Here is a 13,143-nt window from a genome sequence, read left to right as displayed (position 1 = left end):
GACTCATGGCAGATCATAAGAACCCTGAGGTCCCCAGCGGCGAAGAGCCCGAGGAGCAGGACCCGGTGCAGGACCCCTTGGCTCAGGCTGAGAAGATCCTGCAGGACCTCCCCGTGGAGGACGCACAGGACACCGAGACGATCGGAGCCGAGGGCAACGCCGAGAACTACGGCGCTGCCGGCGACCCGGTCACTGAGGATGAGGCCGCAGGCGTCTCCTCGGAGGAGGTTGACCCGCGGGTCGCCGAGGAGCCGGAGCTGCATCAGGTGACCGGCGACGAAGGCATCACCGGCGGTGTCGAGACCGAGCCGGAGGAGCGCATCGAGGCAGCTGAGGAGTTCCTCCGCGGCACCGAGGAGGAGGAGATCGCCGAGGCGGCTATGGCATCAGAGGATGAGGCAGACACTGCCGATGACGCTGTGCGCGAGGCGGAGCTGCAGGCTGACCTGCAGCGCCTCCAGGCCGAGTATGTGAACTACCGGCGCCGCGTGGAGCGGGATCGGGCCACAGAGCGCGAGCGGACCAAGGGCCAGCTCGTCACCGAGCTCCTGCCGGTCCTGGACGACATCTCCTCGGCCCGCCAGGCGGGCGACCTCGAGGAGGGGCCGTTCGCGCACATCGCTTCACGGCTCGAGTCGGTGCTGCAGCAGCAGGGTCTCGTGGTGGTGGGAGAGATCGGTGAAGCCTTCGATCCCAACCAGCACGAAGCCATCATGGCCCAGCCTCATGAGGAGATCCCCGCCGATCATGTGGCCGTCGTGCTGCGTGCCGGCTACCGCCACGGTGATCGCCTGCTTCGGGCGGCCCAGGTGATGGTCTCCTCAGGACCCGCCGAGAGCTGAACCGAGAAACAAGGAAGGAGGGAGGCGCCATGGCCTCACAGGACTGGATCGATAAAGATTTCTATGCCATCCTCGGCGTCTCCCGCGATGCCTCTGAGGAGGACATCAAGAAGGCGTACCGAAAGCTCGCCCGGAAGCATCACCCCGACAAGAACCCCGGGGATGATGCTTCCGAGCAGAAGTTCAAAGACATCGCCGAGGCCCACTCCGTGCTGGGTGACAAGAAGCAGCGCGAACAGTACGACGCCGTCCGCGCCATGGGCTCGGGTGCCCGATTCTCGGGTGGCCCGGGTCCAGGCGGGGCCGGCGGAGGTTTCGAGGATCTCTTCGGAAACCTCTTCAACGGCGGCTCCGGCGGCGGCTTCGGTCGCGGCGGAGGGGGCCAGTCCGCAGGCGGGCCCGACCTCTCCGACATCTTCGGTGGAGGCGGCTTCGGCGGTCGTTTCGGCGGCGGCGGCGCGCCCGCCAAGGGAGCTGACCGCACCTCCAAGACCACGATCTCCTTCGGTGGTTCCATTCGCGGAACCACCGTGGGGCTCCGTGAGCCCAGCGGAAGCGTCATCGACGTCCGGATCCCCGCCGGGATCCGCGCCGGACAGAAGGTCCGGGTCAAGGGCAAGGGCCAGCGCGGTCCCGGGGGGTCCGGTGACCTGCTCGTCGAGGTCGCCATCTCCCCGCACAAGTTCTTTGAACGGGTGGATGACGATATTCGCATCCACCTCCCCGTGGCCTTCGATGAGGCCGCGCTGGGCACCACTGTCCAGGTGCCCACTGTGCACGGCGAGAAGGTGCACATCAAGATTCCCGCAGGTGTTGCCTCCGGCCGGGTGCTGCGTCTGAAGGGACACGGCGTGCGCCGCAGAGAGAAGGGTCGCGAGGTCTCCGGCGATATGCTGGTGACCGTCGAGGTCCAGGTGCCCAAGGATCTTCCCGACGAGGCCCTGGACGCGATCAAGGCGTATGCGGAGGCCACGAAGGGGATGGATCCCCGGAAAGGCCTAGAGGCCAAGGCGGTGCTGTGATCATGGATGCTCGGATGAGGCTCGACGCGCGGATGCTCGAGGCGGACCAGCGGCACGCGCCGATGTTCGTCATCTCCGTCGCGGCCGAACTCGCCGATATGCACCCCCAGACCCTGCGCCAGTACGACCGCATCGGTCTGGTCACCCCGCGACGCCAGGGCGGGCGTCACCGCAGATACTCCCCGTACAACATCGAGCAGCTCCGCCAGATCCAGCAGTTCTCCCAGGAGGGCGTCTCGCTGGAGGGCATCCGTCGGATCCTCGAGCTGCAGAACCGGGTGGAGGTCCTCGAAGAGACCGTGGACGTGCTCCGCCACGAGCTGCGTGAATCCGAACGACACTCCACGAAACCCCGGATCTTCGCCGTCGGCCCTCATGGCGATGTGGTCACCGTGGCTCGCGGTCGCCGGCCCCGGGCGAACACACAGGCTCTGGTCCTGTGGGAGCCTGCCCCGCGCCGTCGCTGAGCTGCTCCCATGCAGGCGTCTGACCTGCACTCAGCGAGTCCTGCATGTCCCGAGCGGTGGTCCCCGGGATACTGGAGGACATGTCTGTTTCGAAGCTCCCCCGGTCCATCTCCGTCGGTGTCCTGGGAGCCGGGACAGTTCTGGTGCTGGCCAGCTGCGGCGCTGAGCCCTCCGAGACGGTCGACGACGCGGCGGGGTCGCTCGCCACCGCCGTCAGCACGGGCGACTTCTCCGAGCTGGGCTTCGCCTCCGGCGACGCGGCATCCCTGACCGCCGCTGTGGAGAACCTGCATGAGCCGCTCGGCGAGATCGACCCTACGGTCACCGCCGGCGAGATCACCTTGGACGAGCCGGGTGAGGATTCCCCGCGTCCGGTCACCGCCACCGTTCCGCTGCAGCACAGCTGGGAGCTCGACGACCTCGGCATCGACGGTGAGACCTGGAGCTATGACACCACGGCCGAACTCGTCTACGACCAGGAGTCAGAGGCCTGGGAGGTGGAGGGCACCCCGGAGATCATCTTCCCGGACTACACCGGAGACCAGACGCTGGACCTGGTGACCACCTCGGCCGACCGTGGCCGCATCATGGACGATGCCGGACGTGCGATGGTCTACAACCGAGACGTGGTGCGGCTCGGCATCGACAAGGCTCAGCTGGCCGAGGACGGGGAGCCGGCCGACGAGGAGACGGTGCGCTCCTCCGCCGAGGAGCTCGCCGAGCTGGTCGGTCGGGACGCAGGAGACTACGCAGACACCGTCATGGCCGGAGGCGAGATGGCCTTCGTCGAGGCGATCACGCTGCGCCGCGAGGAGAGCGACGTCACCGCCACCGAGGTCGAGCAGATCCCCGGTGCCGCCTCCATCTATGACCAGATGCCGCTGGCTGATTCGCGTGACTTCGCTCCGCTGCTGCTGGGCCGGGTGGGGCCGGTGACCGCAGAGATCCTCGAGTCAGATCCGAGCCTCTCGGTGGGAGACACGGTGGGTCTCACCGGAATCCAGGCCGCATACGAGGACACGCTGCGCGGAACCCCGGGCATGGAGATCCAGTTCAACGGTGAGACGCAGTTCGCCGTGGAGCCCGAAGCCGGCGATGACCTTGACACCACGATGGTGCCACGGCTGCAGAACCTCGCCCAGGACATCGCCGATGAGCAGGACACCACGGCCGGCATCGTCGCCATTCGTCCCTCCGACGGCGGCATCCTCGCCGCGGCAAGTCATGACCCCGAAGGCGGGTACGTCCCCGTCGCCACCCAGTCCACCTACGCTCCGGGCTCCACCTTCAAGGTGGTCTCCTCCCTGGCGATGCTCCGCGACGGGCTGACGCCGGAGTCCTCGGTGGAGTGCACCGAGGGCACCACCGTGAACGGGCAGCAGTTCGGGAACTACTCCGGCTTCCCCGACGCGTACCTCGGCACCATCGAGTTCCGCGACGCGGTGGCCGTCTCCTGCAACACGGTCTTCGCCGATGCCTATGATGACGTCACCTCCGAAGAGGTCCACCAGGCCGCACTGGATCTGGGTCTGCGCGAGGATCCCAACATCGGCGTCCCTGCCCGCATGGGCTCCATCCCCTCGGATTCCGAGGAGAACCTGCATGCCTCCAACCTCTTCGGGCAGGGCAACGTGGAGGCTTCCACACTGGGGATGGCTACGGTCACCGCCTCCATCGCCGCCGGGGAGACCATCCAGCCTCATCTCGTGGTGCCCGAGGAGGCACCAGAAGCCGTGGAGGGCGGCGTCACCGCTGATGAGGTTGAAGATCTGCGCACGCTGATGACCGACACGGTGAACTTCGGCTCGCTGGAGTCGATGGGGGACGTGCCGGGCGAGCCGATCTACGCCAAGACCGGCACAGCGGAGCGGGGCGAGGGTGACGACGCGTACTCCCACACCTGGGCCATCGCGATGCAGGGGGACCTCGCCGTCGCGATCTTCCTGGAGGAGGGTGAGTTCGGCGGATCGACCAACGGCCCGCTGCTCCAGGAGTTCCTCGAGGGCGCCTCCGCTATCCTGTAGCGGTGACTTCCCAGCCCGAGCCTTCCCAGCCTGACACTTCCGCGCCCGAAACTTCCCAGTCCGATGCCGCTGCGCCGGATGCCTCCGCACCCGATGCCTCCGCCCCTGCCTCTGCGGCCGCCCCCAGGCTCCCGATGCGCCGGCCGCTCTCCTTCGTGCGCCGCAGCAATCGGCTCAAACCCAGCTACCAGCGGACCTGGGACGCGGCGCTGGGGGATGAGCTGCTGGACATCCCCCACGGGGAGCGCGACACCTCCGTGGCCGAGGGTTTCAGGATCGACTGGGCCGCCGAGTTCGGCCGCTCCGCGCCGATCATCGTGGAGATCGGCTCCGGCTCTGGTGAGGCAGTGGCGCACGCCGCCGCGGCGAACCCCGAGACCGATTTCCTCGCCATCGAGGTCTACAAGCCCGGTGCCGCGCAGCTGGTGAGCCGGCTCCGCCGCGAAGGGCTGCGCAATGTCAGGGTCGCCGTGGCGAACGCGCCGGAGGTCCTCGACCAGCTCTTCAGCCCGGGCGAGGTCGCGGAGGTCTGGATCTTCTTCCCCGACCCGTGGCACAAGAAGAAGCACAACAAGCGCCGACTGATCGACGCCGGGTTCCTCGAGAAGATCGCCCGGGTGCTGCCCGAGGGGGGCGTCTTCCGGCTTGCCACCGACTGGTCCGGCTACGCCGTGCAGATGCGCGAGGTCCTCAGTGCCTCGCCCCAGTTCAGCAATCCGCACGCGGGTGAGCGCGCCGGTGAGGACTCGTCGCTGACGCAGGTGCGCCTGTACGATCTTGACGCACAGTCCATGGGCAAGGAGCCGCAGCCGCTCAGCCTGGAGGAGGCCCGCGACGACGACGGCGGCTGGGCCCCCAGGTTCTCGGGTCGCGCACAGACCGACTTCGAGACCAAGGCGCTGAACGTCGGCCGGAAGATCTTCGACCTCACCTTCATCAGGAGGTCGGCAGAGAACCTCTGAGGCAGCGCCCTCGCTGCCGCCGCGGCTGTCCCTCGTGGACGGGAGTCGTAGCCAGACCCGGACGAACCGAGAACACTCTCACACAAGCTGTGAGCGAAGATGCAGACTCGCACCTGTATCGAACTGCCGGATCCACAAGGTCGGCAGAACAACGAGATTGAGGTACAACACTCATGTCTGAAGAGCAGCCACCCCGACGGAGTCAGCGACTGGGGGAGGAGACCCGACGCGTGTCCCGCCAGGCCGGACAGGCACTGGGCCAGCTGAACCCCATCTCCCGGGCTCGCTACCCGCACGACACCCACCCGGCGCTCGTGCCCGGGATCGGCATCGACGAGCAGCGCCGCCGCTACAGCATCGACTGGTTCATCTTCGCGATCACCGGCGTGCTGACCGTGGCCTTCGTGATCTGGGGCGTCACGAACCCTGCGAGCGTCGGTGAGGTCGCAGGGATCGCCTACGACTGGACCATGGTCCACGCCGGATGGCTCTTCAACGCACTCGCCATCGTCGTGCTGGTCTTCCTGCTCATCCTGGCCGCCACCCGCTACGGCAGGATCCCGCTCGGCAAGGACGGCGAACAGCCTGAATACTCCACCTTCGCGTGGATCGCGATGCTCTTCGCCGCAGGCATCGGCATCGGCGTCCTCTTCTGGGGACCCGCCGAGCCGCTGGCCTACTTCTACAACGTGCCCGCACCGCTGGAACATGAGCCCGAGTCGAATCAGGCTCTGCACAGTGCGATGGCGCAGACCTACTTCCACTGGGGCCTTCACGCCTGGGGCATCTACGCCCTGGTGGGCGGCGCGGTGGCCTACGCCGCCTACCGCCGTGGCCGCGTGCCGCTGATGTCTGCGATCTTCGAGAAGATGTTCGGCAAGAAGCACTCGGAAGGCTTCGCCGGAAAGATGATCGACATGTTCGCGATCATCGCCACGCTCTTCGGCACCGCGGCCGCCCTGGGCATCGCCGTGATGCAGATCGGTGAGGGTGTGGTCATCGTGGCCGGTGCCTCCGAGCTCACCAACACGATGATGATCGGCATCATCGCCGTGCTCAGCGCATGCTTCGTGGTCTCGGCCGTCTCCGGCATCTCCCGAGGCATCCGCTACCTCTCGAGCATCAACATCGTCCTCACCATCGGCGTCATCGCCGTCTTCTTCTTCGCCGGTCCGACGCTGTTCCTGCTGAACCTGCTGCCCTCGGCCTTCATGGAGTACCTCGGCACCATGTTCCAGATGATGGGCCGCTCGGCCTCCTGGGGCCAGGAGACCCTGGACTTCCAGTCGGCATGGACCGTCTACTACTGGGCCTGGTGGATCTCCTGGTCCCCCTTCGTGGGCATCTTCATCGCCCGCGTCTCCCGCGGCCGGACCATCCGTCAGTTCATCCTCGGGGTCATCCTGGTCCCCTCCTCGCTGCTCTTCGTGGCCTATGGGGTCATGGGCGGCGTGTCCATGTGGCTGGCTCGCGAGGGGCAGGGAAATGTCAGCCCGGACCTCAGTGCTCCCGAGGTGCTCTTCTCGGTGATCGATGCCCTCCCGTACCTGCAGTGGCTGCCGATCGTCGTCGTCGTCATCCTGGCGATCTTCTTCATCACCTCGGCCGACTCCGCGTCAGTGGTGATGGGAATCCTCACCACCCGCGGCGATCAGGACCCGAACAAGCTCGTCGTGGTCTTCTGGGGCCTCGTGATGGCAGGCGTGGCCACGGTGATGCTGCTGCTCGGCGAGGGCACCGCTCTGCAGGGTCTGCAATCCCTGGTGATCGTCACCGCTCTGCCCTTCGCGCTGGTGCTGATCCTGATCATGATCGCCTGGTCCCGCGAGCTCGCCACCGATCCGCATGCGCTGCGCGAGAAGTACGCCGATCTGGCCGTGAGCAACGCCGTGCTCGACGGCGTGGAACGCTACGGCGATGACTTCGCGCTCGAGGTCGTCCCCACCCACCCGGGTGAGGGTGCCGGCGCCGAGGTCGACTCGGAGCATGATGACTACACCGAGTGGTACCAGCGCACCGATGAGGACGGGGCGCCGGTCGGCTACGACTTCGCCACCGGAGAGTGGGCCGACGGCTGGGATCCCGAGACCGGGGAGATCGGCACCGTGGTGACCGAGGACCCCAAGGCCGAGCAGGATCCCGAGGGTCAGACCACCAAGCGGTAACCGCGTTTGACCACTGTCTTGACCATCGAGGGGTCAGGCAGTGACTGGCGCAGCCGTGAGACCCACATCTCCAGGGCGTGCTCTGAGCCGCAGTGCGGAAGCACCGCCAACAGGTGCTCCCTGGAGAGCACGGCACCCTGCGCCTTCATCAGCGCCCGCATCAGCGCCAGCGGGCCGGGCGCCAGCTGCACCGCAGCGGCGCTCGGCCCCGGCAGGTGCACGGTGTCGCCGGTGATCCGGATGTCCCCGCGGCGGGTCTGCAGCCGAAGGACCTGGTCCTCGTCGGCATGCTGGTGCGCTGGGATCGCCATCACCGCTCCTCACCATGCCGGGTCCGTCAGGCATGTCATGGGCTGCCTGGACTCAGGCTATGGCGCGGTGGTTTCTCGGTGTTGTCGGGCGTGTAAAGCGGATGTATCTTGCGGCTCTCAGCAGGAGCGGGCCGGCGCAGCCGAGGTGGCGAGAACTGGCTTCAGCTGGAGCGGGCCGGCGCAGCCGAGGTGGCGCAGCCTTGTTTTACCTGGAGCGAGGCGGCGCGTAGGCGCGGCGGGCGAAGATCAGCAGCCCGAGCAGCAGCAGTCCCGGAAGGATCCAGCCCGTGACGCCCTGCAGCGTGGCCACACGGAAGTCGGTGGGTGCTCCGGCTTCGGCGAACCAGAAATGCAGGATCGCGGCGGCCGAGATCATCGACTGGGCGAAGGCGGCCGGCCAGATGGAGCCCGAACGCATGCGCAGCCAGGCCAGCACGCCGCCGATGATGATCGAGAAGCCGATCATCAGCGCCAGCGCCAGGAACACCGGGGTCTGGCCGTAGAAGAAGCCCACGGCCAGCAGCGGCGCGTACCAGAGTCCTGAGACGATTCCCGTGAGCACGACGGCGGCCCGTGATCCCCAGCGCACCTGCAGGCGTGGGAAGAGGTAGCCGCGCCAGCCCATCTCGATGCCCGCATGGATCACCACGCCGAGCACCGCGCCGGAGAAGATATACCCCACCTCCACCAGCAGGCCGGTGGCGATGAACTCGGTGGCCTCGCGTCCCAGTCGGGCACTCAGATCCTGGACGAAGATCGGCATGGAGAGGTCCAGCGGGTAGGCACCCAGTGCGGCGCCGATCGGCAGTGCGGCCAGGCTGAACGCGAAGAACAGCAGCAGCGCGAGAATGCTCCAGGCCAGCAGCCTCCCCACCGGGCGCAGCGGGGTGATGCCCAGTGCATCGGTGATGCTCTGTGACTTGAGCTGAGCGCCTGCCGGCTCGCGCTCCGCAGCGGTGTGCCCGTAGAGCACCCCGAGGGGCTGGCGCCGTTCCATGAGGTAGGCGATGACCGCGGCGACCGCCGGAGTGAGCATGAAGACGTTCATGTACACGCCGTCCGGAGCGGCGCTGCGCTCCTCAGGGCTCATCAGGATCAGCGGCAGCCCGACAAGCCAGCCGAGTCCCAGGGTCACCAGCACGAAGACGCTGAGTATGACCAGGGGAGTGCGCGGCGTCGCCGTCAGGGTATTGGTGGGAACACTCACGCGATGACCCTACCGGCTCCGGCTGAACGATTCAGCCTCGCTCAGCCTCGCTGACGTCGGGCGATGAAGAACAGTCGCCGGAACGGCAGGATCGTGCCGATGCGGGTCGCGGGGTAAGCCTCGCGCAGCGCAGCCTTGTACTCCGCGCTGAACTGTTCGCGGACCTCCTCGGGGAGCGACTGCAGCACCGGGCGGGCCGCCGCGGCCGAGATCCAGTCGAAGACCGGATCCTCTCCCTGCAGAACGTGGTGATACCTGGTCTCCCAGGCCTCGACCTCCCAGCCGGGCTGGGCGACGTCGAGCATGTAATCGGTCAGCTCCGCCGTGGGCTTGAGCAGCGCGGCCGGGTCTATGTGCTGCGCATAGGGCTGTGCGGCGGCGAACTCGGCGAGCAGCTGGTGGCTGGGCGCATTGAAGTTTCCGGGCACCTGGACCGCCAGCATGCCGCCGGGGGCGACGTTGTCCATGATGGCGGGCAGCAGTTCGCGATGTTCGGGGATCCACTGCAGTGCCGCGTTGGAGACGATCAGGTCGGCTGGTTCCTGCAGCTGAAGGTCGCGGATGTCCGCGCGGTGGTAGGAGATGCGGTCGTCATCGGTGGCCTCGCGGGCCCGCTGCAGCATCTCCTCCGAGGAGTCGATGCCGGTGATCTGCGCCGTGGGCCACATCCCCCGCAGCACCGGCATGCCGTTGCCAGGTCCACACCCGAGGTCGACGATTTGGGCGGCCTTCGGGGCTCGCACACGCTGAAGAAGGTCGATGAAGGGCTGGGTCCGTTCGGAGGCGTAGGTCAGATACGCCCCCGGATTCCACTGGGTGCTGGGCATGGATCGAGTCTAAGTGTGGGTCGCGGACCACCGCCGGGGGTCTGACACATTCCGACACCCGCGGATCCTTCGACTGGTAATGCGAACGATTTGCAATTCGCGCCGGGCTTAGATGAGAATGGTTCGCATGAACACGAAATCACTCACACTGTCCTCTCGGGCCCGGTCCTCTCTCGCCCTGCCTTCTCTCCTCGCGGTCTCCGTGCTGGCGCTGACTTCCTGCGCCGACGGGTCCGCCAGCGCCGACGCCGATTCCGCAGAGGGCGCGTCGGCCGAGTCCACTAAATCCACGGAGGTGTCGGAGTCCGACGTCGAACCTTCGGACCGCGAGACCCATGAAGCGGGAGGCCCCAGTCCCAGGCTTGCGGTCACCTACGACGGCGGTGTCGCCGTGCTCGACGGCGCCACGCTCGAGGTGCTGGGCGAGGAGGAGGCAGAGGGCTTCCTCCGGGTGAACCCTGCCGGAGATGGTCGGCACTTCTTCCTCACCGAGGGTGAGAGCTTCCGACTGCTCGACGGCGGCACCTGGGCCGAGCCCCACGGCGACCACGACCACTTCTACACCACCGATCCGCTTCTCAGTGAGGTCACCGTGGACGGGCCCGCGCCAGGCCACGTGGTCTCCCACGAGGGAGTCGGGACCTTGTTCTTCGATGGCAATGGTGAGATCCACAGCTATGACCTGTCCGAGCTCACTGATCTCGACCTCGGTGCCGCGTCCGAGCTCCAGACCGAGGTGTCAGCGACCGAGGAGGCCCATCATGGCGTGGCCGCGGTCTTCCCCGACGGGGGGCGCTTCGAGACCCTCGGCAATGAAGAGGAGCGGACCGGCGCCCGCGTCCTCGACGCCGACGGCGAAGAGCTCGCGCGGAGCGAGGACTGCCCCGGTGTTCATGGCGAGGCGGCAGGCCCTGAGGGGGTCATCGCGGTCGGCTGTGAGGACGGCGTGCTGATCTGGGACGGCGAGAGATTCTCGAAGATCGATTCCGGCGAGGAGTTCGCCCGGACCGGCAACCTCTTCCCAGCGGAGGACTCCACGGTCTTCCTCGGTGACTACAACCTCGACGCCGACGGTGAGGAGCCGATGACTCAGGTGGCTCTGGTGGATGCCGCCAGCGAGGAGATCTCAACCGTCGACGTCGGCGCGGCGTACAACTTCCGCTCACTGGCCCGCGGGCCGGAGGGTGAGGCGCTCGTGCTCGCTGAAGACGGGGTGCTGCATGTGATCGATCCGGAGACCGGCGAGCACACCGACGAGCTGGAGATCATGGAGGAGTGGACCGAGCCGGAGGAGTGGCAGGAGGCTCGCCCAGCCATCCGCGTGGTGGATGACATCGCCTATATCACTGAGCCGGATGCGCAGACGCTGCACATGGTGGACCTGAGCTCGCTCGAGGTCATCAACTCTGCTGAGCTCGAGTTCACCCCGAACGAGATCGCGGCAGTGGATGGTCGCGCCGTCGAGGGTGTCGAGGGCGGCGCGGGCGGCGAGGAATCAGGCCACGCTGAGGATGAGCATGACCACGCTGAAGAGGGCCATGAGGAGGCGGAAGAGGAGCACGACGATGCTGAGCAGGATCACGATCACTGATTCAAGCCACCCTCGTGCAAGGGTGTGCGAACTCCTCGACTAGGAGCGCTGCTGACTCCCCGCAGGATCGGCGGCAGGGAGGGTCGGAGGCACCACGCCTCCGGCCCTTCTGCGTGCGGCCGCCGCGGTCCACCACGCGCCGCCGATGATCATGGCGCAGCCCAGGAGCTGCCAGGCGCTCGGGATCCCGGCGAAGAGCACCGCGGTCAGGGCGACGGCGAACACCGCGGAGAGCAGCATGAGAGTGCTCGAGGCGGTCTCCGAGATGCTGGTCATGGCGATGTTGAAGCACAGGTAGGTCAAGACCTGGCCCACGAAGGCAAGTGCGAGCATTGCTCCCCACCCTCCTGCGCCCTCTGGAACATCAAGCCTGCCCAGCCCCGTCGCGGTCAGCAGGGTGGTCGCGCCCGCAGAGAGGCAGACCAGGCTCAGCACGGTGAAGGGCGCGGACCTTCTCGGGTGCGCACCCTGCGGGGTGCTGCGTCGGATGATCCCGAGATAGAGGGCATATCCGGTCCCCGCGGCGAGGCCCGCCAGCACACCTGCCAGCTGCAGATTCTCCAGATCCAGGGCTCCGGCCGTGAGGGCGACGCCGGCCAGCATGAGCGGAATGATGAGAGCGAGCTGGCGCATCGGCCGGATGCCCTCCAGCGCCCAGGCGATCAGCGGGAGGATCACGATCTGCACGTTGATCAGCACGGTGGCGATGCCCGGTCCGATCATGGAGATCGAGGTGTTGTAGAAGCTGTAGTCCGCACCCAGTGCGACGCCGGCGATCAGCGCGCCGATCAGGGTGCGGCGCGTGGGGCGTGCCCGTCGGTGCAGCAGCTCCCAGGCGGCGATCGGAAGCAGCATCGGCACGGCGAGCAGGCAGCGCCAGGCGGCCACGCTCAGCGGCTCGCCGTCGATCACGGCGATCATGGCGGCTGACGAGGCAAGAGCCATGGTGCCCAGCACCATCAGCACGACGCCGCGAGCTGGGGTCATGTGCAGCGCTGCAGCCATCGCCGAGGTCAGGACTTCACGAGCCGGCGGATGGCTGCGGTGGCCTCCTGGATCTTCTCCTCAGCCTCCTCGCCGCCCGCGTTCACGGCATCGGCCACGCAATGGCGCAGATGGTCCTCCAGCAGCGCCATGGCCACGTTCTCGAGCGCGGCCGTGGTGGCGCTGATCTGGGTCAGGATGTCGATGCAGTAGGTGTCCTCGTCCACCATGCGGTGCAGACCCCGGGCCTGCCCTTCGATCCGGCGCAGTCTGCTGAGATACTTGTCCTTCTCCGTCATGTACCCGTGCTGGGGATCCATGAGTCCTCCTCCGATGGGCCAGGCCACCACTATATGGTCCGTGGTGTAGAAATATACCCTAAGGGGGTATGTTTGAGGTGTCGCTGAACGATCCCACACCCTCAAGGAGCGCATCATGGCCGAGGTTCGCCGCTATTCCGTCACCGGCATGTCCTGCAGTCATTGTGAGAACGCCATCCGCGAGGAGGTCGGACAGCTTCCGGGCGTCACCAACCTGCAGGTCAGCTCCTCCACGGGCCTGCTCGAGGTCACGCTCGCCGAGCCTGCGCCCACGGACGAGCAGATGCTCGCCGCGGTGGACGAGGCGGGATACGACGCGACGCGGCAGTCGTGATCCAGAGAGACGCGGCCGACGGCGCCCCTGGCGCAGCGGTGTCGACTGCGGCCACGTCGACTCCGACCGAGCACATCGAGCTCGAGA

At 67.2% G+C, this 13,143-nt stretch carries 13 protein-coding genes; 8 read left to right on the top strand and 5 right to left on the bottom strand.

The window, feature by feature from the left end; genetic code table 11:
• Positions 1-5 precede the first annotated feature (5 nt).
• The 6 genes from H4W26_RS07020 to H4W26_RS06995 all read left to right on the top strand — a co-directional run bounded on the left by H4W26_RS07020 (position 6) and on the right by H4W26_RS06995 (position 7,482).
• Entirely contained in the window at positions 6-842 is an 837-nt protein-coding gene (locus tag H4W26_RS07020; RefSeq protein WP_192591370.1) for a nucleotide exchange factor GrpE, read from the top strand.
• A gap of 29 nt (positions 843-871) precedes the next feature.
• On the top strand, positions 872-1,864 hold the full coding sequence (locus H4W26_RS07015; RefSeq protein WP_192591369.1) for a DnaJ C-terminal domain-containing protein: 993 nt from the start codon (positions 872-874) through the stop codon (positions 1,862-1,864).
• A gap of 2 nt (positions 1,865-1,866) precedes the next feature.
• Positions 1,867-2,331, top strand: coding sequence for a heat shock protein transcriptional repressor HspR (locus H4W26_RS07010; protein WP_318779846.1), 465 nt, complete (start codon positions 1,867-1,869; stop codon positions 2,329-2,331).
• Positions 2,332-2,411: 80 nt separating this feature from the next.
• On the top strand, positions 2,412-4,355 hold the full coding sequence (locus H4W26_RS07005; RefSeq protein WP_192591368.1) for a penicillin-binding transpeptidase domain-containing protein: 1,944 nt from the start codon (positions 2,412-2,414) through the stop codon (positions 4,353-4,355).
• Positions 4,356-4,357: 2 nt separating this feature from the next.
• Positions 4,358-5,317 (top strand): tRNA (guanosine(46)-N7)-methyltransferase TrmB, encoded by a 960-nt coding sequence (gene trmB / locus H4W26_RS07000; protein WP_192591367.1) that lies wholly within the window; start codon positions 4,358-4,360, stop codon positions 5,315-5,317.
• Between the two features lie 173 nt (positions 5,318-5,490).
• Positions 5,491-7,482 (top strand): BCCT family transporter, encoded by a 1,992-nt coding sequence (locus H4W26_RS06995; protein ID WP_192591366.1) that lies wholly within the window; start codon positions 5,491-5,493, stop codon positions 7,480-7,482.
• Here H4W26_RS06995 and H4W26_RS06990 read toward each other — a convergent pair.
• The 3 genes from H4W26_RS06990 to H4W26_RS06980 form a co-directional block, all read right to left on the bottom strand.
• Complete coding sequence (locus tag H4W26_RS06990) at positions 7,464-7,793, bottom strand: winged helix-turn-helix domain-containing protein (protein WP_192591365.1); 330 nt, start codon at positions 7,791-7,793, stop codon at positions 7,464-7,466. The genes H4W26_RS06995 and H4W26_RS06990 overlap by 19 nt on opposite strands.
• A 205-nt stretch (positions 7,794-7,998) precedes the next feature.
• Positions 7,999-9,000: a CPBP family intramembrane glutamic endopeptidase gene (locus H4W26_RS14015; RefSeq protein WP_192591364.1), complete on the bottom strand. Its 1,002-nt coding sequence runs from the start codon at positions 8,998-9,000 to the stop codon at positions 7,999-8,001.
• Positions 9,001-9,041: 41 nt separating this feature from the next.
• Positions 9,042-9,827, bottom strand: coding sequence for a methyltransferase domain-containing protein (locus H4W26_RS06980; protein ID WP_192591363.1), 786 nt, complete (start codon positions 9,825-9,827; stop codon positions 9,042-9,044).
• A 127-nt stretch (positions 9,828-9,954) separates the two neighbouring features.
• Between H4W26_RS06980 and H4W26_RS06975 the strand changes: the two genes are divergently transcribed.
• Positions 9,955-11,418, top strand: a complete 1,464-nt coding sequence (locus H4W26_RS06975; RefSeq protein WP_225939625.1) for a hypothetical protein — start codon at positions 9,955-9,957, stop codon at positions 11,416-11,418.
• A 39-nt stretch (positions 11,419-11,457) separates the two neighbouring features.
• Here the strand turns inward: H4W26_RS06975 and H4W26_RS06970 are convergent, their stop codons facing one another.
• Both H4W26_RS06970 and H4W26_RS06965 read right to left on the bottom strand, forming a co-directional pair.
• Positions 11,458-12,423, bottom strand: a complete 966-nt coding sequence (locus H4W26_RS06970) for a DMT family transporter (protein ID WP_192591362.1) — start codon at positions 12,421-12,423, stop codon at positions 11,458-11,460.
• Positions 12,424-12,431: 8 nt separating this feature from the next.
• Positions 12,432-12,722, bottom strand: coding sequence for a metal-sensitive transcriptional regulator (locus H4W26_RS06965; protein WP_192591361.1), 291 nt, complete (start codon positions 12,720-12,722; stop codon positions 12,432-12,434).
• A 115-nt stretch (positions 12,723-12,837) separates the two neighbouring features.
• On the opposite strand from H4W26_RS06965, the gene H4W26_RS06960 reads away from it, so the two are divergent.
• Positions 12,838-13,056 (top strand): heavy-metal-associated domain-containing protein, encoded by a 219-nt coding sequence (locus H4W26_RS06960; protein WP_192591360.1) that lies wholly within the window; start codon positions 12,838-12,840, stop codon positions 13,054-13,056.
• Positions 13,057-13,143 lie beyond the last annotated feature (87 nt).

It is taken from the genome of Nesterenkonia halotolerans, from assembly GCF_014874065.1.
Lineage (GTDB): Bacteria > Actinomycetota > Actinomycetes > Actinomycetales > Micrococcaceae > Nesterenkonia > Nesterenkonia halotolerans.
Note: the sequence above shows the minus strand (reverse complement) of the source record. Positions and strands in the feature narration are given on the sequence as shown.